24 protein-coding genes are annotated in these 23,942 nt (G+C 72.7%); 16 read left to right on the top strand and 8 right to left on the bottom strand.

Annotation, left to right across the window (positions count from 1 at the left end; genetic code table 11):
- Nucleotides 1-46: 46 nt before the first annotated feature.
- Entirely contained in the window at nucleotides 47-199 is a 153-nt protein-coding gene (locus tag FHS39_RS02310) for a hypothetical protein (RefSeq protein WP_184346045.1), read from the bottom strand.
- Between the two features lie 215 nt (nucleotides 200-414).
- On the opposite strand from FHS39_RS02310, the gene FHS39_RS02305 reads away from it, so the two are divergent.
- Nucleotides 415-1,398: an NYN domain-containing protein gene (locus FHS39_RS02305; protein WP_078847806.1), complete on the top strand. Its 984-nt coding sequence runs from the start codon at nucleotides 415-417 to the stop codon at nucleotides 1,396-1,398.
- 94 nt (nucleotides 1,399-1,492) lie between these two features.
- On the top strand, nucleotides 1,493-2,278 hold the full coding sequence (locus FHS39_RS02300; RefSeq protein WP_184346044.1) for a VOC family protein: 786 nt from the start codon (nucleotides 1,493-1,495) through the stop codon (nucleotides 2,276-2,278).
- Between the two features lie 21 nt (nucleotides 2,279-2,299).
- On the opposite strand, the gene FHS39_RS02295 is transcribed toward FHS39_RS02300, so the two are convergent.
- Nucleotides 2,300-2,941 (bottom strand): TetR/AcrR family transcriptional regulator, encoded by a 642-nt coding sequence (locus FHS39_RS02295; RefSeq protein ID WP_184346043.1) that lies wholly within the window; start codon nucleotides 2,939-2,941, stop codon nucleotides 2,300-2,302.
- Nucleotides 2,942-3,078: 137 nt separating this feature from the next.
- Here FHS39_RS02295 and FHS39_RS02290 point away from each other — a divergent pair, with 137 nt between their 5' ends.
- Nucleotides 3,079-3,474 (top strand): nuclear transport factor 2 family protein, encoded by a 396-nt coding sequence (locus FHS39_RS02290; protein WP_184346042.1) that lies wholly within the window; start codon nucleotides 3,079-3,081, stop codon nucleotides 3,472-3,474.
- A gap of 7 nt (nucleotides 3,475-3,481) precedes the next feature.
- Here the strand turns inward: FHS39_RS02290 and FHS39_RS02285 are convergent, their stop codons facing one another.
- Entirely contained in the window at nucleotides 3,482-4,348 is an 867-nt protein-coding gene (locus tag FHS39_RS02285) for an alpha/beta fold hydrolase (protein WP_184346041.1), read from the bottom strand.
- A gap of 86 nt (nucleotides 4,349-4,434) precedes the next feature.
- Complete coding sequence (locus FHS39_RS02280) at nucleotides 4,435-6,804, bottom strand: DEAD/DEAH box helicase (protein WP_184346040.1); 2,370 nt, start codon at nucleotides 6,802-6,804, stop codon at nucleotides 4,435-4,437.
- A 517-nt stretch (nucleotides 6,805-7,321) separates the two neighbouring features.
- On the opposite strand from FHS39_RS02280, the gene FHS39_RS02275 reads away from it, so the two are divergent.
- Complete coding sequence (locus FHS39_RS02275) at nucleotides 7,322-8,068, top strand: ferritin-like fold-containing protein (protein ID WP_045931985.1); 747 nt, start codon at nucleotides 7,322-7,324, stop codon at nucleotides 8,066-8,068.
- A gap of 51 nt (nucleotides 8,069-8,119) precedes the next feature.
- Here FHS39_RS02275 and FHS39_RS02270 read toward each other — a convergent pair whose 3' ends face one another.
- The 4 genes from FHS39_RS02270 to FHS39_RS02255 form a co-directional block, all read right to left on the bottom strand.
- The gene (locus tag FHS39_RS02270) at nucleotides 8,120-8,395 is read right to left on the bottom strand and encodes a hypothetical protein (RefSeq protein ID WP_184346039.1); all 276 of its coding nucleotides are present in this window, start codon (nucleotides 8,393-8,395) and stop codon (nucleotides 8,120-8,122) included.
- Nucleotides 8,396-8,599: 204 nt separating this feature from the next.
- Nucleotides 8,600-8,827, bottom strand: coding sequence for a DUF3107 domain-containing protein (locus FHS39_RS25215; protein ID WP_045931987.1), 228 nt, complete (start codon nucleotides 8,825-8,827; stop codon nucleotides 8,600-8,602).
- A 179-nt stretch (nucleotides 8,828-9,006) separates the two neighbouring features.
- Entirely contained in the window at nucleotides 9,007-9,645 is a 639-nt protein-coding gene (locus FHS39_RS02260; RefSeq protein ID WP_184346038.1) for a TetR family transcriptional regulator, read from the bottom strand.
- Between the two features lie 175 nt (nucleotides 9,646-9,820).
- Entirely contained in the window at nucleotides 9,821-10,045 is a 225-nt protein-coding gene (locus tag FHS39_RS02255) for a hypothetical protein (RefSeq protein WP_045931988.1), read from the bottom strand.
- A 138-nt stretch (nucleotides 10,046-10,183) separates the two neighbouring features.
- Here FHS39_RS02255 and FHS39_RS02250 point away from each other — a divergent pair, with 138 nt between their 5' ends.
- The 12 genes from FHS39_RS02250 (at nucleotide 10,184) to moeZ (ending at nucleotide 23,928) form a co-directional block, all read left to right on the top strand.
- The gene (locus tag FHS39_RS02250) at nucleotides 10,184-11,167 is read left to right on the top strand and encodes an alpha/beta fold hydrolase (protein ID WP_184346037.1); all 984 of its coding nucleotides are present in this window, start codon (nucleotides 10,184-10,186) and stop codon (nucleotides 11,165-11,167) included.
- 124 nt (nucleotides 11,168-11,291) lie between these two features.
- Nucleotides 11,292-12,401, top strand: coding sequence for a DUF3152 domain-containing protein (locus tag FHS39_RS25210; RefSeq protein WP_425507725.1), 1,110 nt, complete (start codon nucleotides 11,292-11,294; stop codon nucleotides 12,399-12,401).
- Between the two features lie 79 nt (nucleotides 12,402-12,480).
- Nucleotides 12,481-12,573, top strand: a complete 93-nt coding sequence (locus FHS39_RS25785) for an Ms4533A family Cys-rich leader peptide (RefSeq protein ID WP_343069317.1) — start codon at nucleotides 12,481-12,483, stop codon at nucleotides 12,571-12,573.
- 150 nt (nucleotides 12,574-12,723) lie between these two features.
- On the top strand, nucleotides 12,724-14,439 hold the full coding sequence (locus FHS39_RS02240; RefSeq protein WP_184346036.1) for an ABC transporter substrate-binding protein: 1,716 nt from the start codon (nucleotides 12,724-12,726) through the stop codon (nucleotides 14,437-14,439).
- Nucleotides 14,436-15,443 carry an ABC transporter permease gene (locus tag FHS39_RS02235; protein ID WP_343069316.1) on the top strand — a complete coding sequence of 336 codons (1,008 nt, stop codon included), beginning with the start codon at nucleotides 14,436-14,438 and terminating at the stop codon, nucleotides 15,441-15,443. The genes FHS39_RS02240 and FHS39_RS02235 overlap by 4 nt, the downstream gene beginning before the upstream one ends.
- Nucleotides 15,440-16,429 (top strand): ABC transporter permease, encoded by a 990-nt coding sequence (locus tag FHS39_RS02230; RefSeq protein WP_045931991.1) that lies wholly within the window; start codon nucleotides 15,440-15,442, stop codon nucleotides 16,427-16,429. The genes FHS39_RS02235 and FHS39_RS02230 overlap by 4 nt, the downstream gene beginning before the upstream one ends.
- Nucleotides 16,426-18,045 carry a dipeptide ABC transporter ATP-binding protein gene (locus FHS39_RS02225; RefSeq protein WP_184346035.1) on the top strand — a complete coding sequence of 540 codons (1,620 nt, stop codon included), beginning with the start codon at nucleotides 16,426-16,428 and terminating at the stop codon, nucleotides 18,043-18,045. Before FHS39_RS02230 ends, FHS39_RS02225 begins: the two co-directional genes overlap by 4 nt.
- A 161-nt stretch (nucleotides 18,046-18,206) precedes the next feature.
- Nucleotides 18,207-19,739 carry a DUF3492 domain-containing protein gene (locus FHS39_RS02220; protein WP_343069315.1) on the top strand — a complete coding sequence of 511 codons (1,533 nt, stop codon included), beginning with the start codon at nucleotides 18,207-18,209 and terminating at the stop codon, nucleotides 19,737-19,739.
- Nucleotides 19,736-20,854, top strand: coding sequence for a hypothetical protein (locus tag FHS39_RS02215; protein ID WP_184346033.1), 1,119 nt, complete (start codon nucleotides 19,736-19,738; stop codon nucleotides 20,852-20,854). Before FHS39_RS02220 ends, FHS39_RS02215 begins: the two co-directional genes overlap by 4 nt.
- A 145-nt stretch (nucleotides 20,855-20,999) precedes the next feature.
- Nucleotides 21,000-21,914 carry an NAD-dependent epimerase/dehydratase family protein gene (locus tag FHS39_RS02210; protein ID WP_045931994.1) on the top strand — a complete coding sequence of 305 codons (915 nt, stop codon included), beginning with the start codon at nucleotides 21,000-21,002 and terminating at the stop codon, nucleotides 21,912-21,914.
- On the top strand, nucleotides 21,902-22,663 hold the full coding sequence (locus FHS39_RS02205) for a spherulation-specific family 4 protein (RefSeq protein ID WP_184346032.1): 762 nt from the start codon (nucleotides 21,902-21,904) through the stop codon (nucleotides 22,661-22,663). The genes FHS39_RS02210 and FHS39_RS02205 overlap by 13 nt, the downstream gene beginning before the upstream one ends.
- Nucleotides 22,664-22,749: 86 nt before the next feature.
- A complete protein-coding gene (gene moeZ, locus FHS39_RS02200) occupies nucleotides 22,750-23,928 on the top strand; it encodes an adenylyltransferase/sulfurtransferase MoeZ (protein ID WP_045931995.1) in 1,179 nt (392 codons plus the stop codon).
- Nucleotides 23,929-23,942 lie beyond the last annotated feature (14 nt).

Here is a 23,942-nt window from a genome sequence, read left to right as displayed (position 1 = left end):
GTACGGTCCGTACGGGGGTCTTCTGTACGTAGGGTTGCCGTGCGCGTTACCGGGCCGCGCTGTCGGCCGGGCGGATGTAGATGCGCTGGCCGATAGAGGCGGCCTGCTGCACGATCCGGTTGACGGAGGCGGCGTCCACGACGGTGCTGTCAACGGCGGTGCCGTCGATGTCGTCCAGGCGCATGATTTCGAAGCGCAAGGCTTCTCCCTTCGTCTGATCCTCCTGAGGAGAACTGTGAACAGTCACGCACGCCGCGACACTGCGGCGTGCGTTGCATAAGTGTCCAACGAGGTGACCGCTGCAAACATTCCCTACGCTAAAGAAATTTTTAACATGACTAACTTCATGACTAGCTACTGGTCGGTAGTGAGACGGTTGACGTCCCTGCATGACCACCGGACTGTGAGACGTGCATGAACGAACTGACCCCACCGCCCACCGGGCACGAAGGCGCCCCACCCGCCGCCCCCCGGCTCCAGCCCGAGCCGTCGCGCCCGGAGCTCGCCGAGATCGCCGCCGCCGTCGAGCGCACCAATGAGCTGCTCACCAGGGTGCTGGCCGAGGTCGCGACCACCCCCTCCACCCACGCGATCTTCGTGGACGCCGGTTACGTCTACGCCGCGGCGGGCCGCCTGGTCGCCGGAACCGAGGACCGGCGCGCCTTCGAGCTCGACGCCGAGGGCCTGATCGAGGCCTTCATCGACAAGGCCCGCATGATCTTCCCCGACAGCCGGCTGCTGCGCGTGTACTGGTACGACGGCGCCCGGCGGCGCATCCACACCACCGAGCAGCAGGGCATCGCCGAGCTCCCCGACGTCAAGGTCCGCCTCGGCAACCTCAACGCCAACAACCAGCAGAAGGGCGTCGACTCCCTCATCCGCACCGACCTGGAGTCCCTCGCCCGGCACCGCGCGATCAGCGACGCCGCGCTCATCGGCGGCGACGAGGACCTCGTCTCCGCGGTCGAGGCCGCCCAGGGCTACGGCGCCCGCGTCCACCTCTGGGGCATCGAGGCGATCGGCGGCCGCAACCAGGCCGAGGCGCTGCTGTGGGAGGTGGACAGCCAGCGCACCTTCGACCTGGAGTTCTGCAAGCCGTACGTCACCCGGCGCGCCGCCTACGAGCCCTTCGCCGAGCCCCACGTCCACCACGGGCCCGCACCCTCCCGCGACGACGTGCGCTTCGTCGGCGCGCAGGTGGCCGCACAGTGGCTGGGCTCGCGCGGCCGGGAGTCCCTCGCGGAGCTGCTGCCGGGGCACCCCTACCTGCCGGGCGCCGTCGACCAGGAGCTCCTCGTGGAGGCCGAGGCGCTGCTCGGGCTGTCGCTGCGCGGCCACGCCGACCTGCGGCGGGCGCTGCGCGACGGCTTCTGGGACCACTTGCGCACCCAGTACTAGCGCGCCGGAGTGCGCGCGGGGGGAGCGAGTGGAACCCTGTGACAGGGAGCAGGTCTTCGAGTAGGTCTTCGGAAGAGAAACGAGGCGATCGGCCATGTCGGCCTCCGACGGCGTGGGGCGGGGCGCGCCCTGCTGGGTGAGCCTGCTGACCGGTGACCTCACCTCGGCCCACAATTTCTACGGCGCGGTGCTGGGCTGGACCTTCCGCCGCGGCTCGCTGGGCGAGGAGTTCTCCGTGGCGCTCTCCGACGGCAAGGCGGTCGCCGGGCTGGGCAACGTCGCGAGCAGCATGGGCGTCCCCGTCTCCTGGACCTGCTACTTCGCGGTCGACGACGCCGATTTGGTGGCCTCCCGGATCCGGGAGCGCGGCGGCACGGTCGCGGTCGGCCCGCTGGCGATGGGCCGCGGCCGCGCCGCGCTCGCCGCGGACCCGGCCGGGGCCGTCTTCGGCTTCTGGCAGGGCGCCAAGCTGCCGGACTGGCGCATCGGCAGCGGCGGTGCCCCGGCCTGGCTGGAACTGCGCACGCGGGACGCCTTCGCCGCCGCGATCTTCTACGGCGAGATCTTCGACTGGGCCGTCGACCGGCCGGGCCGCTGCGAGGTCCGCTACGAGGACGACACCGTCACGGTGCAGGTCGAGGGCCGGACCGTCGCCTGCCTGCGCGGCGGCGCCATCGAGGCGGACCCCGACCCGCGGATCCGGCCGCGCTGGCACGTCTTCTTCCGTGTCGACGACGTCGAGAAGGCCGTCGAGGCCGCCCTCGGGGCGGGCGGCGCCGTGGTCTCCGAGCCGGTCCACGGCCGGGTGGGCCGCGAGGCGACGCTCCGCGACCCGCAAGGCGGCCTGTTCACGGTCACCGAACGGGGCGACGGCTGCTAGGCCGCACACTCCGCCATCGGGTCAGAGGCCGCGTTCGACCATGTCGATGACGCGCCGGCCCGCGTCGTGGGCCTGGGTGGGGTGGAGGTCGCGGAGGGGGCCGTCGATGAGGAGCACGGCGAGGCCGTGGACCGCCGACCAGGCGAGGAACTCGGCGCCGGGGCGGCGGTCTTCGGGCAGGACGCCGGTCTCCACGAGGTTGTCGAGGGCGGCGCCGAGGAGTGCGTACGGCGTGAGGCCGCTGCCTCCGGCGGCGGTGTCGTCCTCGGCGTGGGCCAAGTCGCCGGGGACGTGGAAGGCGGTCCGGAACAGGCCCGGCTCCTCCTGGGCGAAGCGGAGGTATCCGGTGCCGACCGCGCGGAAGCGGCCCCGGGCGGCGGCCGCCGCGTCCGCGGCCGGCGGCAGGGCGGCCTGCTCGGCCTCGATGGTCCGGGCGACCCGGGCGATGGCGGCCTGTGAGACGGCGTGCAGCAGGGCCGCGCGATCGGCGAAGTGGCGGTAGGCGGCGTTCGGCACGACCCCGGCCTGCCGGGTCACGGCGCGCAGCACCACGGCTTCGGGCCCGCCCTCCCGGGCCAGTTCCAGCCCGGCCTTGATCAGCGCGTTGCGGAGGTCGCCGTGGCGGTAGGTGTCCCGCTTCGGCTTCTCGCTCTCTGCCGTCATCGCCAACTCTCCATGTGGACGGCGTCCACTTCTCTCGTCTAGGCTGTCGTGCGATCGAACCGGGGGGAGCGGATCACTGCGCCCTCCGAATGTGGACATCGTACACAAGGGTATTTCCCCGAACCGGAGGCCAGACGATGACCGTCACCACCCGCGATCTCTTCGAGCGCTACCACTCCTGCTGGGAGGCCCGCGACCCCGACCGGATCGCCGAACTCCACACGGACGGCTCGGTGTTCCACCTGCACTCGGGCCAGGACCCCGTGCGCGGGCGGGCAGCCATCCGCGAGGCGGCGGCAGGCATGTTCGAGTTCGTCCCCGACCTGGCGTTCGACTCCGTCTCGCTGCGCGTCGGGGAGGACTTCTGGGTTGCCCAGTTCAAGCTGACCGGGACGTCTGCGGCCGGCGCCATGGTCGACGTCGACCTCATGGACTACGTCCTGGTCGAGGGCGGGGCGGTGAAGGAGAAGCACTCCTACGTCGACGGAGCGGCGATGCAGGCCGCGCTGGCGCCCGCCGAGGTCGACGCGTAGGGGGCGCTTACGCGAGCCCGTTCCAGAACCGGACGAGCGCCTCGGCGGTCGCGGTCGGCCGCTCGGCGTTGGGGGAGTGTCCCGCACCCCGGATGACCGTCCGCAGCGCGGACAGCTCCTTCGCCATCGCGTCGATCTCCGGCACCGGCCAGGCGTAGTCCTGCGCGCCGGAGATGACGTGCTTGGGCAGCGGCACCCGGGCCAGTTCGGCGGTGCGGTTCGGCTCGACGGTCAACTGGTGCCCTGTGACGATGAGTTGTGCGGGAGCCGTGGCCAGCCAGCGGCGGTGCAGGAACTCCCTGAGCTCCGGAGGAGTGTCCGCGGCGGCCGAGTTCTCCGCGTCCATCCGCTGCATCTCCTGCCACACCTCCTCCATGCTCATAAAGCCCAGCGCCTGCCCGAGCATGCGGGTACGCGCCTGCTGCGACTCGGAAATGGCGGCCGGACCGCTGCTCATGACGGTCAGTGAGCAAAAGGGCGAGGCGTCGGTGAGCACGGCGGCACGGGCGATCTGCCCTCCGAGCGAGTGCCCCAGCAGGTGCAGGCGCTCACCGCCGCTGCGCAGCGCTTGCGCCTGCGCCAGCACGTCCCGCGCCAACTCGCGCTGTGCGTAGGCGGCCTCGTCGGCGGGCCCGTCGCTCTCGTGCTGCCCGCGCCCGTCCACGGCGACGGCGCGGTAGCCCGCGGCCGCCAGGGGCTCAAGGAGGGAGATGAAGTCCTCCTTGCTCCCGGTGAACCCCGGCAGCAGCAGCACGGTCCCACGGGCCCGCTCGGCCGCGGGGAGCGCGTCGTGCACGGCGAACTCACCGCGGTCGGTGACGAGCTGGTAGGCGCGGGCGCACGCGGGGAGGGTGAGGATGGGCGGCTTGCTCATGTGATGAGAGTAAAGGGGGCGGGGGAAACAGCGACGGCCGGTCACCCCGCGTGGGGGTGACCGGCCGTTACGCCGTTACGCCGACCTCAGCTCTCGGCGGCCGCAGCCTTCTTGACCGTGCGGGTGCGCTTGGGCTTGGCCTCAGCGGCTTCGGCACCGTCCACGGCCGCGACGGCCTTCTTGGCGGTGCGGGTGCGCTTGGGCTTGGCCTCGGCCGTCTCGACGGTCTCGACCGGCGCCACAGCCTTCTTGGCGGTCCGGGTGCGCTTCGGCTTGGCCTCGGCGGCCTCCGCGGTGTCCACGACGGCCTCGGCCTTCTTGGCGGCCGTGCGGGTGCGCTTGGGCTTCGCCTCGGCGGCCTCCGCGGTCTCGACCGCCGCGACGGCCTTCTTCGCGGTGCGGGTGCGCTTGGGCTTCGCCTCAGCGGCCTCGGCAGCCTCCGCCGTCTCGACGACGGCCGCGGCCTTCTTGGCGGTCCGGGTGCGCTTCGGCTTCGCCTCCGCGGCCTCCACGGTCTCGACGACCGCCTCGGCCTTCTTCGCGGCGGTACGGGTCCGCTTGGGCTTGACCTCGGCGGCCTCTGCGACCTCAGCCGTCTCGACGACGGCCGCGGCCTTCTTGACGGTGCGGGTGCGCTTCGGCTTGGCCTCGGCGGCCTCGGCGGTGTCCACGACAGCCTCGGCCTTCTTGGCGGCCGTGCGGGTCCGCTTCGGCTTGACCTCCGCGACCTCGACCGTCTCGACGGCCTCGACCGGCGCAGCAGCCTTCTTGACCGTCCGGGTGCGCTTCGGCTTCGCCTCCACGGCCTCTACGGTCTCCACGGCCTCAACCGCCTTGACCGTCTCGACGGCCTCGACGACCTCAACCGGCGCGACAGCCGCGGCACGCGTGCGGCGGCGACGTGGCACCTTCGGGGCCTCGGGCTCCACGGGCAGCTCAGGCGCGGCCGTCACCACGGGCTCGACGACGGCCACCGGCTCGACCGGCGCCACGGCCTCCGCCGCAACCGCCGCGACTGCGGCACCGGCACCGCTGCGCGTGCGGCGGCGGCGCCGCGGACGCACCGGCGTCTCCGGAGCACCGGCCGCAGCCGGAACCGAAGCGGAAACCGCCTCCACGGCCTCGGGCGCAACCGCAGCCGACGCCTCGGCCGAGAGCCCACCGCGCGTACGGCGCCGCTGGCGCGGCGTCCGCGTGCGCGCCGGGCGCTCCTCCGGCGCGGCGGCGGCCTGGGTACGGCCACGGGGACCGCGCCCGCGGCCGCCCGTCTCGCCCAGGTCCTCGATCTCCTCCGCGGCCAGTCCGGCCAGGGTCCGCTCGGCGCGGGGCAGGATGCCCTTCGTGCCCGCGGGGATGTTCAGCAGCTCGTAGAGGTGCGGGGACGTGGAGTACGTCTCCTCCGGCTCGTCGAACGGCAGCTCCAGCGCCTTGTTGATCAGCTTCCAGCGCGGGATGTCGTCCCAGTCGACGAGCGTGACGGCCGTACCCGACTTGCCCGCGCGGCCGGTGCGGCCGATGCGGTGCAGGTAGGTCTTCTCGTCCTCCGGCGCCTGGTAGTTGATCACGTGGGTGACGTCGTCCACGTCGATGCCACGGGCGGCGACGTCGGTGCAGACCAGGACGTCGACCTTGCCGTTGCGGAAGGCGCGCAGCGCCTGCTCGCGGGCGCCCTGGCCCAGGTCGCCGTGGACCGCGCCGGAGGCGAAGCCGCGGCGGGTGAGCTGCTCGGCGATGTCGGCGGCCGTCCGCTTCGTACGGCAGAAGATCATCGCGCGGTTGCGGCCCTCCGCCTGCAGGATGCGGGAGACCATCTCCGGCTTGTCCATGTTGTGGGCGCGGAAGATGTGCTGCGTGATGTTGGCGTGCGTCTGGCCCTCGTCGTCCGGCGAGGTGGCGCGGATGTGCGTGGGCTGCGACATGTAGCGACGCGCGAGCGAGATGACCGCGCCCGGCATGGTGGCCGAGAAGAGCATGGTCTGGCGCTTGGCCGGCAGCATCGTGATGATGCGCTCGACGTCCGGCAGGAAGCCCAGGTCGAGCATCTCGTCGGCCTCGTCGAGGACGAGCGCCTTGACGTGCGCGAGGCTCAGCTTCTTCTGGCCGGCGAGGTCGAGCAGTCGGCCGGGCGTGCCGACGATGACGTCGACGCCCTTCTTGAGGGCCTCGACCTGGGGCTCGTAGGCGCGGCCGCCGTAGATCGCCTGGACGCGGACGTTGCGGACCTTGCCGGCGGTGAGGAGGTCGTTGGTGACCTGCTGGCAGAGCTCACGGGTGGGGACCACGATGAGCGCCTGGGCGGCGTCGGTCAGCTGCTCGGGCTTCGCCCGGCCGGCCTCGACGTCGGCGGGGACCACGACGCGCTCCAGCAGGGGAAGGCCGAAGCCCAGCGTCTTTCCGGTGCCGGTCTTGGCCTGGCCGATGACGTCGGAGCCCGAGAGGGCGACCGGGAGCGTCATCTCCTGAATGGGGAACGGATGGACGATGCCGACGGCTTCGAGGGCTTCGGCGGTCTCTGACAGAATCCCGAGGTCTCGGAAAGTGGTCTTCAGGGTATTGCCTCTTCTGTGAGACGCGGCGCGAAGCGGCGAAGGGGGTCGTACGCGTTGATGTACTGACCGCGCCGGGTACTGACCCGGCCATGGGGGCCAGGGGGCGCGGGACCACTGCCTTCGCTCTTGCACACGTGCCGCGAGCGGATCCCTCCAGGTGTGCGTACGTCTCGTACGGCGCACCGCGCGGAGGGCGGTCGGTTTTGTGGAAGCCGATCGGGCCACCGACCGGGCATCCGCTGGAGCCCTGGAGACTCGCCTCCAGAAGACACAGCATGGGTGCGGCCCGCCGAATATTCGACCGGCCTTTTAGCACTGTACCCCGGAATCGCGCATCTGTGTCCGGACAATCCTGTGTCCGGTTCGCGAGGAAGTGGCTGACCAGGGGCTTCCTCCCGTTGCGCGGCGGGCTATCGTGCCCTTCATGGAGACGCCCGACACGCCCCAGAACGCCACCGAGCCCGCCGCCGAGCCCACCGGAATCGCCGCCCAGGACTGGGACCAGGCATCCGCCGACCCGCAGTACCGCGCGGCGGTCGTCGACCTGCTCGGCGCCCTCGCCTACGGCGAGCTGGCCGCCTTCGAGCGGCTCGCCGAGGACGCCAAGCTGGCGCCGACGCTGGACGACAAGGCCGCCCTGGCCAAGATGGCCGCCGCGGAGTTCCAGCACTTCCAGCGGCTGCGGGACCGGCTGGCGGCCATCGACGCCGAGCCGACGGGCGCGATGGAGCCCTTCGCGGCGGCGCTGGACGAGTTCCACCGCCAGACGGCGCCCTCGGACTGGCTGGAGGGCCTGGTCAAGGCGTATGTGGGCGACTCGATCGCCAGTGACTTCTACCGAGAGGTGGCGGCCCGGCTGGACTCCGACACCCGGGCGCTGGTGCTGACCGTGCTCGACGACACCGGGCACGCGACGTTCGCGGTCGAGAAGGTGCGCGCCGCGATCGAGGCCGAGCCGCGGGTCGGCGGGCGGCTCGCGCTGTGGGCGCGGCGGCTGATGGGCGAGGCGCTCTCGCAGGCGCAGCGCGTGGTCGCCGACCGTGACGCGCTGTCGACGATGCTGGTGGGCGGCGTGGCCGACGGCTTCGACCTGGCCGAGGTCGGGAAGATGTTCTCCCGGATCACCGAGGCGCACACCAAGCGGATGGCCGCGCTGGGTCTGGCGGCGTAACCGCCGCCGCGTCCCGGCCACAGCGCGCCCCCCGGCTCCGTCGGGCCCGTCTCAAGCCGTGGCTGATCGGCGGGCCGGGCCCGCCGGCCGCAGCAGCAGGGACACCAGGATGAGCGTCACGCCCAAGGAGGCCAGCAGCGTGGCCACCACATGGCCCGGCCCCAGCACCGAATGGGCCAGCAGGGCGCCGAACAGCCCGGCGCCCGGGCCCGTGGCCAGGACGAGCGGCCGGGAGCGGAACCGGCCGAAGCGCGCGGGAAGCCAGCGCAGGGCTCCGTAGGAGACGGCGAGGCCGATCAGGACCGAGCCGAGCGCTTCCAGGATCATGGGCATTCCCTCCCGTGCGATGGCCGAGAAGCCGGGGTGCAAATCGGTCGTAGCGGTCTTACCCCGGGACCGTGCGGAGCAACCCTCGCTCCGGATCTTCGTGTCGGGTGGGTGCCGGACACCCTCCGACACCCGGTACGACAACGGCGGGGCCCGGTGAATTCCACACCGGAGCCCCGCCGTTCACGTCTGGTCGACGATGGGTCACATCGCGCCGAAACCGACCTTGCGGACGGTGGGCTCGCCGATCTCCACGTACGCCAGCCGGTCGGCCGGCACCAGGACCTTGCGCCCGCGGTCGTCCGCCAGGCTCAGCAGCTGCGCCTTGCCCGCGAGGGCCTCGGCCACGGCGCGCTCGACTTCCTCGGCAGACTGCCCGCTCTCCAGAACGATCTCGCGGGGCGCGTGCTGCACGCCGATCTTGACCTCCACGGCCTGTCCTCCGAAGGTTGCGGCCCCCGGGGCGTGGCCCGGGGGAGGGGTGCGCGGCCAGCCGCGCCGTACGTCCCACACATTAGCCCGGTACGGGGGCGCACCGGCCCGGACCGGGCACGCTGGCAGCGAACACGGGCCCGGCGGCCAGGGCTCGGCGGCCCGGGCTCGGCGCCGGCTCAGTGCTGCTCGTGCGCGACCTTCGGGAAGCCCGCGATACCGCGCCAGGCCAGCGAGGTCAGCAGCTGGACGGCGGTGTCGCGCGGCACCGTGCTCCCGCTGGCCAGCCAGTAGCGCGCGACCACCTGGGAGACGCCGCCCAGGCCCACGGCCAGCAGCATGGCCTCGTCCTTCGACAGGCCGGTGTCCTCGGCGACGACCTCGCTGATCGCCTCCGCGCACTCCAGCGAGACCCGCTCGACGCGCTCGCGCACGGCCGGCTCGTTGGTCAGGTCGGACTCGAACACCAGTCGGAAGGCGCCGCCCTCCTCCTCCACGTAGGCGAAGTAGGCGTCCATGGTGGCGGCCACGCGCAGCTTGTTCTCGGTGGTGGAGGCGAGCGCGGTGCGGACCGCATGCAGCAGGTTCTCGCAGTGCTGGTCCAGCAAGGCCAGGTAGAGGTCGAGCTTGCCCGGGAAGTGCTGGTAGAGCACCGGCTTGCTGACGCCGGCGCGCTCGGCGATGTCGTCCATCGCCGCCGCGTGGTACCCCTGCGCCACGAAGACCTCCTGGGCCGCGCCCAGGAGCTGATTGCGTCGGGCTCGGCGCGGCAGGCGCGTGCCTCGCGGGCGCGCCTCGGTCTGCTCGATGGCTGTCACGCCGCCTCCCAATTCGTTTCCGTGCACGGTGTGCACCGCGCCCGCCATCGTACTTTTGGGTAACCGGGCCGTGCGTGGTCGGAGCGGAGAATTTCATGTGGCGGACGCTGTGGGAAGCCGACAAATCCCCGGCAATCCACCCAGGACTGCCCAGGCTGCCCCCGGTTCTCGCGGCTCAGCGGTAGTCGTCTTCGTCCAGCTCCACCACCCGGGCCTGCTCGGCGCGGTCCGCTTCGTTCGCAGCGGCCGGGTCGAAGTGGTGCAGCGGTTCGTCCCGGTGGGGTGCGACATCGGCGTGCTGCTCCTGGGCGTCGGCCTCGGGGGCCTCGACGTCGAACTCCGGGTCCTCCGTCTCGTCGTCTTCTTCGAACGTGTCCGGATCGGTCGGGTCGACAGGCATGCGGGATCCCTTTCCAGCATCCAGGATGGCGCCCTCTACTCCTTGGTACGAGCGTAGGAGACGCAGACCCGCGCCGCCAGGCGATCTGTGATCGCCGCCACAAGGGTTCCGGCGTGATCGTCTCGTAACATTGCCCGCATGTCATCGACCGAGTCGCCGGATGCCCGTGCCGTACCGGTGGTGCCGCCCACGCGGTCGTCGCTGGTCAACGAGGGGGAGGAGCTGCGCACGGTGGCCCTGCCCGGGCTGACGCTGGCCCTCCGGTCGCGCCGGCCCCGGCGCGCGGACCTGCCGCCCGCGCTCTTCGTCCATGGCCTCGGCGGCTCCTCGCAGAACTGGTCCGACCTGATGCCGCACCTGGCGGGCGACGTCGACGGCGAGGCGCTCGACCTGCCCGGCTTCGGCGACTCGCCGCCGCCGGGCGACGGCGACTACTCCATCACCGCCTATGCGCGGGCGGTGATCCGCTATCTGGACGCGAGCGGCCGCGGGTCCGTCCACCTCTTCGGCAACTCGATGGGCGGCGCGATCACCACCCGCATCGCGGCCGTCCGGCCGGACCTGGTCCGTACGCTCACCCTCGTCTCGCCCGCCCTGCCCGAGCTGCCGCCTCGCACCGCGCTGCCCACCGGGCTGCTCGCGATGCCCGGCGCGGTGGCGCTGTTCGCCCGGCTGACCAGGGAGTGGACGGCCGAGCAGCGCGCCCGCGACGTGCTCGCCCTCTGCTACGGCGACCCCGCCCGGGTGACCCCGGAAGGCTTCGCCGCGGTCGTCGCCGAGTACGAGCGGCGGCTGGAGCTTCCCTACTTCCGGGAGGTCATGGCCCGCTCGACGCGCGGCATCGTGGACGCGTACACGCTCGGCGGACAGCACTCGCTGTGGCGTCAAGCGGAAAAGGTTCTTGCCCCGACTCTGCTCGTGTACGGCGTGCGCGACCGACTTGTCTCGTACCGTATGTCCCGCCGCGCGAGCAAGGCCTTTCGCGACTCGCGGCTGCTGACGCTGGTGGAAGCGGGGCACGTCGCGATGATGGAGGACCCTGGCGCGGTGGCTCGCGCCTTCCGCGAACTCCTCGCGGACACCGCCACGACGTCTGAACGGAGCGCCCCGCCCCGTGGGTAAACACAGTGCACGCGCCGACCGGCCCCCTCGAGAGCCCGCCGCTGCCGCCCCCGGTACCGGCCGCAGACGCGCCCCCGACGCCCGGGGGGCCGCGCAGGCCCCCGGCCCCGGGCGACGGCGGGCCGTGGACCGGGACGACGGCGTGCACGCCGGGCCCACCGGAGCGGAAGCCACCCGGCCCTCGGCCCGGGGCGCCCACCCCGAGCAGCGCGATCCGGTGGCCGGCCGGCGCCTCATCGGCGCCCAGCGCGCCCACGCGGCCCCCGGGGCCGCACCGCACGGACCCACCCGCTACACCACGGGCCAGGCGTCCTTCCCCCTCCAGGCAGGCGGCGACGGCACCCCGGCCGCGCCCCGGCCCCGCGTCCCCGGCCAGCGCCGGGCCGCCGCGGGCTCCGGTCCCCGGGGAACTGGGAGCGGCATGGTGAGGACCGTGACCGGAGTGGCCGCGGCTCTGGTGACGGCGGTGCTGGCCGTCGTGGTGGCCGGACAGGTGGACGAGGGCTCGGACGGCAAGGCGCAGGCCCGCTCCATGGACGCCGACCGGCGGACGGAGCAGGACGCCGCTTCCCGCTCCGACAGCCGGCCGACGCCCAAGGGCGCAGCCGTGGTCCCCGCCACGTACGAAGAGAAGATGGCGAAGAAATACCCCCTGGATGCCACGGCGGGGGCGTCGGGTGAATTCCTGCCCGTGCCGGGGCACGACAAGGCCCCCGGTAAGGGTGAAGTTCTGCGTTACCGCGTTGACGTCGAGAAGGGGCTGTCCCTCGACGGCGGTCTCTTCGCCGACGCCGTGCACCGCACGCTCAACGACGACCGCAGCTGGGCCCACGACGGCAAGCGCACCTTCGAGCGGGTCTCCTCCGGCGACGCCGACTTCGTCATCACCCTGGCCAGCCCGCGCACCACGGCCGCCTGGTGCGCCAAGTCCGGCCTGGACACCACCGAGGACAACGTCTCCTGTGACTCCGCCGCCACCGACCGGGTGATGATCAACGCCTACCGCTGGGCGCAGGGTTCACAGACCTACGGCGACCGGATGCACGACTACCGGCAGATGCTGATCAACCACGAGGTCGGGCACCGGCTCGGCCACGACCACGAGTCGTGTGCCAAGGAGGGCGCCCTGGCGCCGGTGATGATGCAGCAGACGAAGTTCCTCACCACCGACGGAGCGACCTGTCGCCCCAATGCCTGGCCCTACCCGGACGCAAACACCGGTCCTGCGTCCTGAATCTCTCATCCTGAGACGATTCGTCTCTCCATTCGAGACGCTTTTGCCACTGGTTGAAAATTCGTCCAGTCTTCTGGGCATGTCGCACCACCACGCCCCCGCGAGCGCCGGCTTCGAGCTGGCGCTGATCGGCGTGGCCGCGCACGCGGTTGCCGACATTCTCTGTCGCTGATCACCGCCCATTCCCCGCGCACGTCGCGCCGTCACAGCGCCGCGTCCCCCGGGGGCGGTGCCGCGCGCGCCTGCGCCTGCTTCCCTGCCGCCTTCCGTGGATGCCTGCTGCTCTCCTTCCCCCGCATTCCCGCGAAAGGCTCTACCTGTCATGCGTCAACTGCCCCTCATATCCCGCCGCGTGGCCGCGGCCGCCGTCAGCGTGGTCCTCCTCGGTGGCGCCGCGGCGTGCGGGCCGAAGCAGGGCGGTGACGCTCAGGGCGGCGGCGGGGCGCCGAAGAAGGGCGGCACCCTCACCGTCCTCAACAGGGCGCCGCAGAAGCAGTTCGACCCTGCCCGCCTCTACACCTCCGGCGGCGGCAACATCCCCTCGCTCGTCTACCGCACCCTCACCACGCGCCACCGCGCGAACGGCGCCGAGGGCACCAAGGTCGTCCCCGACCTCGCGACGAGCACCGGCACCCCCAGCGACGACGCCAAGGTCTGGACGTACAAGCTCAAGGACGGGCTGAAGTACGAGGACGGCTCGCCCATCACCGCCGCCGACATCAAGTACGGCGTCGAGCGCTCCTTCGCGCCCGAACTCTCCGGCGGCGCCCCCTACTTGCGCGACTGGCTGATCGGCGGCGACACCTACCAGGGCCCGTACAAGGAGAAGAAGGGCCTCGACTCGATCGAGACGCCCGACGCGAAGACCATCGTCTTCCACCTCAAGAAGTCCGAGGGCGACTTCCCGTACTTCGCCACCTCCACCCAGTTCGCGCCCGTGCCCAAGGCCAAGGACACCGGCGCCAAGTACGCCGAGCACCCCGTCTCCTCCGGCCCGTACAAGCTGGTGAAGAACACCGGTGACGGGGAGCAGATGCTCCTGGAGCGCAACCCCGGCTGGTCGGAGGAGACCGACAAGGAGCGGCACGCCTACCCCGACCGGATCGAGGTGAAGTCCGGCCTCTCCTCGGCCGTCATCAACCAGCGCCTGTCCACCGGCTCGGGCGCCGACGCGGCCGCCGTGACCACCGACACCAACCTCGGCCCGGCCGAACTCGCCCAGGTCACCGGCGACAAGAAGCTCGCCGACCGGGTCGGCACCGGCCACTTCGGCCAGACCGACTACCTGGCCTTCAACCCCAAGGCCAAGCCCTTCGACAACCCCAAGGTGCGCGAGGCGATCTCCTACGCCGTCAACCGCACCAGCGTCGTCAACGCCGCGGGCGGCTCCTCGCTCGCCGAGCCCGCGACCACCTTCCTGCCGGACCAGAAGTCCTTCGGCTTCACGCCTTACGACCACTTCCCGGCGGGCGCCACCGGCAACCCCGCCAAGGCCAAGGAGCTGCTGAAGGAGGCAGGTTACGGCGACGGCCTGGAGATCACGCTGACGCACTCCACCGCCCAGAACTTCGAGACCAGCCCCGAGGTCGCCACGGCCGTCCAGGCCGCGCTCAAGGAGGCCGGGATCAAGGTCAAGCTGGAGGGCCTGGAGGACAACGACTACGACGAGAAGATCCACAGCGTCGACAAGCAGCCCGACCTCTTCCTCGCCCACTGGGGTGGCGACTGGCCCTCCGGCGGCCCCTTCCTGGCCCCCATCTTCGACGGCCGCCAGATCGTGAAGGACGGCGCCAACTTCAACACCGCCCGGCTCGACGACCCCAAGGTCAACGACGAGATCGACGCGATCAACAAGATCACCGACCATGACGCGGCGGCCGCACGCTGGGGCGCCCTCGACAAGTCGATCGGGCAGCAGGCGCTGACCGTGCCCCTCTTCCACCCCGTCTACAAGCGCCTGTACGGCAAGGACGTCAAGAACGTCGTCATCAGCAACTGGACCGGCGTCCTCGACATCTCGCAGGTCGCGGTCAAGTGACGAACACCCTGACGCTCCCGGAACCGGAGGCGGAGGCCGCACCGGCCCCCGCCTCCGGGGCCCGGCAGGTGCGGCGGCGGCTGCTCGCGCGCAAGTCCGCGCTCGCGGCCGCCGCCGTGCTGGGCCTGCTCGTCCTCCTCGCCCTCGGTGCGCCGCTGCTGGCCGCGCTGGAGGGCCAGGACCCCAATGCGTACCACGACACCCTCGTCGACTCCGCGCGCGGCGGCGTGCCGTTCGGCGGCTTCGGCGGCATCAGCGCCGAGCACTGGCTGGGCGTCGAACCGGGCACCGGCCGCGACCTGTTCGTACGGCTGCTGTACGGCGCCCGCATCTCGCTCACCGTCGCCCTCGGCGCCACGCTGGTGCAGGTCGTCGTCGGCGTCGCGGTGGGGCTCGGGGCCGCGCTCGGCAACCGCTTCACCGACAGCCTGCTCAGCCACGTCACCGACGTGATGGTCGCCATGCCCCTGCTGGTCTTCGCCATCGCGCTGGTGGCCGTCGTCCCGGCCGACTTCCCGCGCCCGGTTCTGCTCGTCGTCGCCATCGGCCTGCTGGCCTGGGGCGGCATGGCGCGGCTGGTACGCGCCCAGACACTGAGCCTGAAGAAGCTCGACTTCGTCTCGGCCGCCCGGCTGACCGGCGGCTCGTCCTGGCGGATCGCCCGGCGCGAGCTGCTGCCCTCGCTCGCCGCACCCGTGATCACCTACGCGGCCATCCTGCTGCCCACCAACATCGTGCTCGAAGCGAGCATGTCCTTCCTCGGAGTCGGCGTGAAGCCGCCCACCCCCTCCTGGGGGCAGATGCTCTCCACGGCCACCACCTGGTTCCGCGCCGACCCCCTGTACGTGCTGCTGCCGGCGCTGATGCTGTTCGTCACCACGCTCGCCTTCACCGTCCTCGGCGACGGGGTGCGCGCGGCGCTCGACCCGCGCGAGGCGTCCCGGCTGCGCGTCGGCAGGAGCAGGCGCACGTCCCGTACGAGCGGCGCGGGAGGCGCACAGTGACCGGATACTTCCTGCGGCGCGCCCTCGGCGCGGTCGTCGTCGTCCTCGTGCTCTCCGCCGTGGTCTACGCGACCTTCTACATCGCGCCCGGCGACCCCGCCCGCCTGGCCTGCGGCCCGCGCTGCAACCCCGAACAGATCCGCCAGGTCCGCGAGCAGCTCCAGCTCAACGACCCGGTGTACGTGCAGTACTGGCACTTCCTGCAGGGGATCGTCGCCGGGCACGACTACTCCACCGGCACCGGCGTGCTGCACTGCGACGCCCCCTGCTTCGGCCTGTCGTACCAGAACAACCAGCAGGTCACCGACCTCATCATCCAGCGGCTGCCCGCCACCGCCTCGCTCGCGACCGGCGCCATGGCCGTGTGGCTGCTGCTGGGCACCGGCACCGGCCTGCTCTCCGCCCTGCGGCGCGGCGGCGCCACCGAGCGCGTACTGACCTGGCTCACCCTCGCCGGGACGGCCACCCCGGTCTTCATCAGCGGCCTCGGCCTGCTGATGCTCTTCTGCGCCTACCTGGAGTGGCTGCCCTTCCCGTCCTACGTGCCGCTGACCGACGACCCCGAACAGTGGGCGTGGAACATGCTGCTGCCGTGGGCCGCCCTGGGCCTGCTCGAATCCGCCAAGTACGCCCGGCTGACGCGCAGTTCCATGCTGGAGACGCTGGCCGAGGACCACATCCGCACCTTCCGCGCCTACGGGATCGCCGAGCGGTCGCTCATCGGGCGGCATGCCCTGCGCGGCGCGCTGGCGCCCGTCATCGCGCTGTCGGCGGCCGACTTCGGGTCGATGTTCGGCAACGCGATGCTCACCGAGATGATGTTCGGCCTGCCCGGCATCGGGCAGCTGCTCGTGACCTCCACCCAGACCATCGACCTGCCGGTCGTCGTCGCCGTGGTGATGGTCACCGGGACCGCCGTCGTCATCGCCAACATCGCGGCGGACGTGCTCTACGCCGTCGCCGACCGAAGGGTGGCCCTGCGATGACGAGCGAACCCCTGGTCGCGGTCGACGGCCTGACCGTCGCCTTCCCCACGGCGGGCGACGGCGCCGTACGCGCCGTGGACGGCCTCTCCTTCGCGCTCGCCCCCGGCGGCGCGCTCGGGATCGTCGGCGAGTCCGGCTCCGGCAAGAGCACCGCGGCCTTCGCCCTGCTGGGGCTGCACCACGGCACGGGCGCCCGCGTCACCGGCTCGGTGCGCATCGCGGGCCACGACGTGCAGGCGGCCGAAGACGCCGAACTGCGGAGGCTGCGCGGGCCCGTGGCGGCCATGGTCTTCCAGGACCCGCTGTCCTCCCTCGACCCCTACCAGGCCGTCGGCGACCAGATCGCCGAGGTCTACCGCACGCACCGGCGCGACGCCTCCCGGCGCGCGGCGAGAGCACGTGCCGTCGAGGTGCTCGACCGGGTCGGCATCGCGGACGCGGCGCGCCGCGCCCGCTCCCGCCCGCACGAGTTCAGCGGCGGCATGCGCCAGCGCGCGCTCATCGCCATGGCGCTCGCCCTCCAGCCCCGCCTGCTCGTTGCCGACGAGCCCACCACCGCCCTCGACGTCACCGTCCAGGCGCAGATCCTCGGCCTGCTGCGCGAGCTGCGGGACGAGACCGGCATGGGCCTGATCCTCGTCACCCACGACCTGGGCGTGGCAGCCGGCAGCGTGGACGAGCTGCTGGTGATGAAGGACGGACGGGCCGTGGAACAGGGCCCCGTCCGCACGGTCCTCGACGCCCCGCGCGAGCAGTACACGCGCGAGCTGCTGTCGGCCGTCCCGCGCGTCAACGTGCGCCGTGCACCCCTGCGAGCCCCCGAGGCCGACGGCGCCGTCCTGCTCGAATCCACCGGCCTGCGCCGGGAGTTCGGGCGCGGCAAGCACGCCCTGACCGCCGTGGACGATGTGTCGCTGACCGTGCGCGCCGGGGAGACCGTCGGCGTGGTCGGGGAGTCGGGCAGCGGGAAGACGACGCTCGGGCGGATGCTGGTGCGGCTGCTGGAGCCCACCGGCGGCGAGCTGCGCTACCTCGGCCGCGACATCGGCGGTCTGAAAGAGCGTGAGCTCCGCGGCTTCCGCAGCGAGCTGCAGATGGTCTTCCAGGACCCGGTCTCCTCGCTCAATCCGCGCCGCAGCATCGGCGAGTCCATCGCCGATCCACTGCGCGCCCTGGGGAAGCTGAACGACAACCAGATCACGTCCCGGGTAAGGGAGCTGCTGGAGCGCGTGGGTCTCGATGCGGGCGCCTATCACCGCTATCCGCACGAGTTCAGCGGCGGCCAGCGGCAGCGCGTGGGCATCGCGCGGGCCCTGGCGCCGGAGCCGAAGCTCATCGTCTGCGACGAACCGGTCTCCGCGCTCGACGTCACGACACAGGCTCAGGTCGTCGCCCTGCTCGGCGAGTTGCAGCGGGACCTCGGTCTGGCGCTGGTCTTCATCGCCCACGACCTGGCCGTCGTCCGCCAGGTCAGCGACCGGCTGGTGGTGATGCGCGGCGGGCGCATCGTCGAGGAGGGCCCGGCCGACTCCGTCTACGAGCAGCCCCGGCACCCCTACACACAAGGCCTGCTGGCAGCCGTGCCGCTGCTCGAACCCGCCAAAGCCCCCGCATAGCGCGCAACAACGCCCCATCTGCGGGAAAGTCACGCCCGTTCACCCCTTCCGGTGGCGCGACGGACAACCGTCCGTCGCGCCACCGGCGAGCGCGCATAGCGTGCTCCCCGCTGCCGTAACGGCGGTTGCCGACAAGGGAGAACGGGGGTCCGTTCGTGCGCGTGGGACTGCTTTCCGAAGGCGGGTATCCGTACGCCGCAGGCGAGGGCGGGGAGTGGTGCGACCGGCTGGTGCGAGGCCTCGGCCAGCACGACTTCGAGCTCTACGCCTTCAGCAGCAGCGCCCGTCAGGAGGACAGCGGTTGGCCCGCCCTGCCGGGCAACGTCCGCAGAGTGCGCGTGGCCCCCTTGTGGGGCGGCCCCGCCCCCGGCTGCCCGCCGCGCGCCTACGGCACCTACGGCCGCGGCGAGCAGCGCCGGTTCGCCGCCCACTTCGGTGACCTGGCCGCCGCCATCACCCTCCCCGGCGACCAGGCGTACCGTTTCGCCGACGGCCTGGGCGCACTCGCCGACCTCGCCCGCGACGAAGGCGGCCTCGCCGCCGCCCTCCGCTCCGAAACCGCCCTGCGCGCCCTGGAGACCGCCTGCCGCGCACCGGGCGCCTCGCCCGCCGCCTACGGCGCCCGCGTCGCCGACCTCGTCGTCGTCTCCGGCCTCCTCGAGCGCGCCCTGCGGCCGCTCTCCCTGGACTGGTACGGCAGCGCCGACGGCGACCGCGGGCTCTCCGCCGTCGACCTGTGCCACGCCACCTCTGCCGGGCCCGTCGCGCTCCCCGGCCTGCTGGCCAAACGCTTCTTCGGTACCCCGCTGCTCGTCACCGAATACGAGGTCAGCCTGCGCGAGTACTACCTCTTCGGCCCCGCCGGGCTCTCCCTGCCCGTGCGCACCCTGTTCTCCGCCTTCCATAAACAGCTGGCCGCCCGCGTCTACGCCGAGGCCGCGCTGGTCACCTCCGGCGACGCCCACGGCCGACGCTGGCAGGAGCGCTGCGGCGCCGACCGCGCCCGGCTGCGCACCATCCACCCCGGCATGGACGCGAGCCTCTACGAAACCGTGGGCGAGGGCGGTGAGGAGGCCCCCGCCGCCGGCGCCCCCACCCTGGTCTGGGCCGGCGGCCGGGTCGAGCCGCACCTGTGGGAAGCCCTGGACGCCCTGCACGAGGCCGAGCCCGGCCTGCGCCTGAGAGTCGTCGGCGACCCCCCGGAACCCGACTGCGCACGCGAGGGGGTGACATACGGTCAGGCCATCGGGCCCGAGGACTACACGGCGGGCAGCGTCGTCCTCCTCTCCGGCGCCGTCGACGGCTTCCCTGCCGCCCTTGCGGAGGCGATGTTCTGCGGCCGGGCCACCGTCTCACCGGACGTCGGCGCCGTCCGCGAGATCATCGGCGGCACCGGCCTGGTCGTCCCCCCGCGCGACCCGCACGCCCTCGCCGGCGCCTGCCTCGCGCTGCTGCACGACCCCGCCCGCCGGGCCCGGCTCGGCGCCGCCGCCCGCGCCCGGGCCCTGGAACTCTTCACCGTCGAACAGAACGTGGCCGCCTTCGGCGCTCTCTACCTCGAAGTCCTCTCCCGCGCCCCCGTCCAGCACGCGTCCCCCGACCCCTCCCTGCCCTTCTCCCGGGCGGCCGGATCCCATCCGCCGCTCGCCTGGTCCCCGCGCTCCGCCTCCCCGACCTGGGCAGGGCGCCCATGACCATGTCGCTGCGGGCCGACAGCGCCCCCGCCCCCACCGCAGGCATATCCGAAGCCCCCGCCGCGGCTGCCGGGGACGCCCCGGCCGACCCGGTCAAGGCGCTCATCCGACAGCACCACGCGCTGTGCGCCGGCGCCATCGACTCGCTGGAGATCGCCGCGGGCCTGGAGGCCCGCGGCATCAGCGACCGGGTCGCGGCCGAGTTCCGCCACCGCGACGTCTTCTCCCTCGCGGAGGAGCTGCACGCGCGCGTGGACCGCGACGAGACCACGGTCGCCGGAGCCGTGCCGATGCCCGCCGCACCGCAGGCACCGGACGCCCGCGCACACCGCCACGGCCCCTGCGCGGTGCTCACCGGCGCCTGGGGTGCCACCGGTCCCGCGGCCTGGCTCTGGCTGACCGGCTACGCCCTCGTCGGCGACCAGATCCTGGCCGTGCTGCTGCACGGCCGCCGCGGCCGCTCCGTGCACGCCCTGGCCTCGCTCGCCCTGTCCACCGCAGCGCCCACCGCCCTCGCCCTGGCCTGTGCGGTGGCCCCCGCGGCCTGGTGCGCGCACTGGTTCGCCGCCCGCGCCAGGGAGGCGCTCGCGGACAGCCGGGGACTGGGCGAATTCGCGGCACGGGTACGGCCCGTCCTGCTGACCGCCGTCGCGCTGTTCCTCGGCGCGCTCTCGGCACTGCTGTGGCCCGCACGGACGGCGCTGCCGGCCGCCGCGCCACCGGGCGGATCCGCGCTCGCCTACGCGGCCGTGGCGGCACTGGGAGGACTGCTGTTCCTCTCCCGGCAGCTCGCCGCCCATGGCCTGCCCGGGCCCGCCGCCCGCGCGGGGCTGGCCGCAGCCCTGGCCGAAGCGCTGCCGCTGCTCGCCCTGCTCGCCGCCCGGCTGCCCGGCTGCGAGCCCCTGGGCTGGCCCGTCCGCTGGGCCGCGGAGGCCTACGGGCCCGCCGCCATACCGCTGGTGGCGTGCGCCCTGCCCGCCCTCGCCCTGCTGGCCCACGCCGTCCCCGCCCTGTCCCGGGCCTGTGTCCACGGACATGCCGGACCGCCGCACACCCCGCACCACCCGTGCGACGCCACCGACGACCTCGGAACCTCTCCACTGCCCACGGCCTGACCAACCGGCAGCAGCCCTCGCCCGGTGCCCGCACCCGCGGCGTCGCGGCACCCCGACACCCTGTCGCCGCACACCCTGTCAGAGGAGCAAGGAAGATGACCGTTCACCCCACCGGCAGCACCGGGCGAGAGCGAGGGCGCCAGCGATGAGAGTCCTGTTGCTCGGCGCCAACGGCTACCTCGGGCGTTTCGTCGCCGACCGGCTGCTCGCCGACCCCGCTGTCCAGCTCACCACGCTCGGCCGCGGCGACGACGCCGACGTCCGCTTCGACCTGGCCTCCGGCAGCCCCGGAGCGCTCACCCGCTTCCTCAACGCCGTCCACCCCGGCGTCGTGATCAACTGCGCGGGCGCCACCCGCGGCGGGGCCCGCGAGCTGACCCGGCACAACACCGTCGCCGTCGCCACCGTCTGCGAGTCGCTGCGCCGCAGCGGCTGCGGGGCGCGCCTGGTCCAGCTCGGCTGCTCCTCCGAGTACGGGCCCTCCCAGCCCGGCTCCTCCACCGCCGAGGACGCGGTGCCGCGGCCGGGCGGCCCGTACGGGGTGAGCAAGCTCGCCGCCACCGAGCTCGTGCTCGGCTCCGGGCTGGACGCCATCGTGCTGCGGGTCTTCTCGCCCGTCGGGCCCGGCACCCCGGCGGGCTCCCCGCTGGGGCGGCTCGCCGAGGCCATGCGGCGGGCGATGCAGGGCGGGGACAACGAACTGAAACTGACCGGCCTGGGCGTGCAGCGCGACTTCGTCGACGTCCGGGACGTCGCCCGTGCCGTGCACGCCGCCTCGCTCTCCGCGGCGCAGGGCGCCGTCAACATCGGTACCGGCCGGGCGGTGCGGCTGCGCGACGTCGCCGGTCTCCTCGCCCGCGTGGCGGGCTTCGGCGGCGCCCTGCACGAGCTGGACGACCCGCACCTGGGCAGTCCGCCCGCCTACCCCTACCCCGACGGCTGCGGCGGCTGGCAGCAGGCCGACGTGCGCACCGCCCGCGACCGGCTCGGCTGGCGGCCCCGCATCGGCCTGGAGGAGTCGCTGGCCGACATCTGGATGGAGGCGGCGTGTCGCATCTGATCTCGCCGGGCCACCGCCGCGCCCTGGCCGCCGGGAAGGTCCCGCTCCGCCTTGGCGTCCCCGGCTTCGCCCACCCCCTGGTGGCGCCCGTCGAGTGGGGCGGCCTCCAGCGGCCCGGCCTGCCGCTGGACTGGGTGGTGCTCGGCGGCGGCACCCTGGAAGGCGGCCCCGGCAGCCGCCCGGACCGCCACCGGCAGTCCGCCGTCGCCCCGCTGCGGGCGGCGGGCGTCCGGGTGCTCGGTCACCTGGACGTGGGGTTTGGATCCCGCCCGCTCGGTGAACTGCTCTCGGATGCGCAGCGCTTCCTCAACTGGTACAAGGTGGACGGTTTCTTGCTCGGCCGCGCTCCCTCGGACGCCGCCGGGCTCGCCGGGACCCGCCGCCTGGTGGGCACCCTGCGCACCGTCCTGGACGGCGCGTATCTGGTGCTGGTCCACGGCACCCACCCCTGTGCCGGATACGCCGCCCTCGCCGACCAGTTGGTGACCTTCTGCGGCCCGTGGTCCCGCTACCGCTGGTCCCAGACCGCCGAGTGGACCGCCGGGCACCCGCCGCGCCGTTTCTGCCACCTGGTGCACGGCGTGCCCCGCGACCGCCTCGACGAGGCGCTGCGCGTCGCCCGCTGGCAGGGCGCGGGCACGATCTACTTCACGGACCGCACCGACCACGACGGCCTCGACCCCTGGGAGTCGCTGCCCGGCTTCTGGGACGAGATCGTCTCGCGCGTCGGACCTGGTGTCTCGGAATGAGACGGGGCGTGGCAGTGTTACGAGGGAAAGGGCGCCCGGCCCTCGCCGGGACGTTCACGTATGTCCGACCGACCTACGGAGACCCCGTGTCGCTGCCACCCCTGGCCGAGCCGGCCGCCGAGCTCACCGTCGACGAGGTTCGCAGGTACTCCCGCCACCTGATCATCCCGGACGTGGGGATGGACGGGCAGAAGCGGCTCAAGAACGCCAAGGTGCTCTGTGTGGGCGCCGGCGGTCTGGGCTCGCCCGCCCTGATGTACCTCGCCGCGGCCGGAGTGGGCACGCTGGGCATCGTGGAGTTCGACGAGGTCGACGAGTCCAACCTGCAGCGCCAGATCATCCACAGCCAGGCCGACATCGGCCGCTCGAAGGCCGAGTCCGCGCGCGACTCGGTGCTGGGCATCAACCCCTATGTGAACGTCGTCCTGCACGAGACCCGGCTCGAAGCCGAGAACGTGATGGAGATCTTCTCCCAGTACGACCTGATCGTCGACGGCACCGACAACTTCGCCACGCGCTACCTGGTCAACGACGCCTGCGTGCTGCTGAACAAGCCGTACGTCTGGGGCTCGATCTACCGCTTCGACGGCCAGGCGTCCGTCTTCTGGAGCGAGCACGGCCCCTGCTACCGCTGCCTGTACCCCGAGCCCCCGCCGCCGGGCATGGTCCCCTCCTGCGCCGAGGGCGGCGTGCTGGGCGTGCTCTGCGCCTCCATCGGGTCCATCCAGGTCAACGAGGCCATCAAGCTGCTGGCGGGCATCGGCGAGCCGCTGGTCGGCCGCCTGATGATCTACGACGCCCTGGAGATGACCTACCGCCAGGTCAAGGTCCGCAAGGACCCCGACTGCGCGGTCTGCGGCGAGAACCCCACGGTCACCGAGCTGATCGACTACGAGGCCTTCTGCGGTGTCGTCTCCGAGGAGGCCCAGGAGGCGGCGGCCGGTTCGACGATCACTCCCAAGCAGCTCAAGGAGTGGATGGACGACGGCGAGAACATCGACGTCATCGACGTCCGCGAGCCGAACGAGTACGAGATCGTCTCCATCCCCGGCGCCCGGCTGATCCCGAAGAACGAGTTCCTGATGGGCACCGCCCTCCAGGGCCTTCCCCAGGACAAGAAGATCGTCTTGCATTGCAAGACGGGTGTCCGGTCTGCGGAAGTCCTCGCCGTGCTCAAGTCCGCGGGCTTCGCCGACGCGGTGCACGTGGGCGGCGGCGTGATCGGCTGGGTCCACCAGGTGGAGCCCGACAAGCCGGTGTACTGACCGAGAGAGTCGCA

This window comes from Streptomyces olivoverticillatus, assembly GCF_014203555.1.
Classification (GTDB): Bacteria; Actinomycetota; Actinomycetes; order Streptomycetales; family Streptomycetaceae; genus Streptomyces; species Streptomyces olivoverticillatus.
The sequence above is the reverse complement of the archived record's forward strand: the minus strand, read 5'-3'. Positions and strand labels throughout refer to the sequence as shown.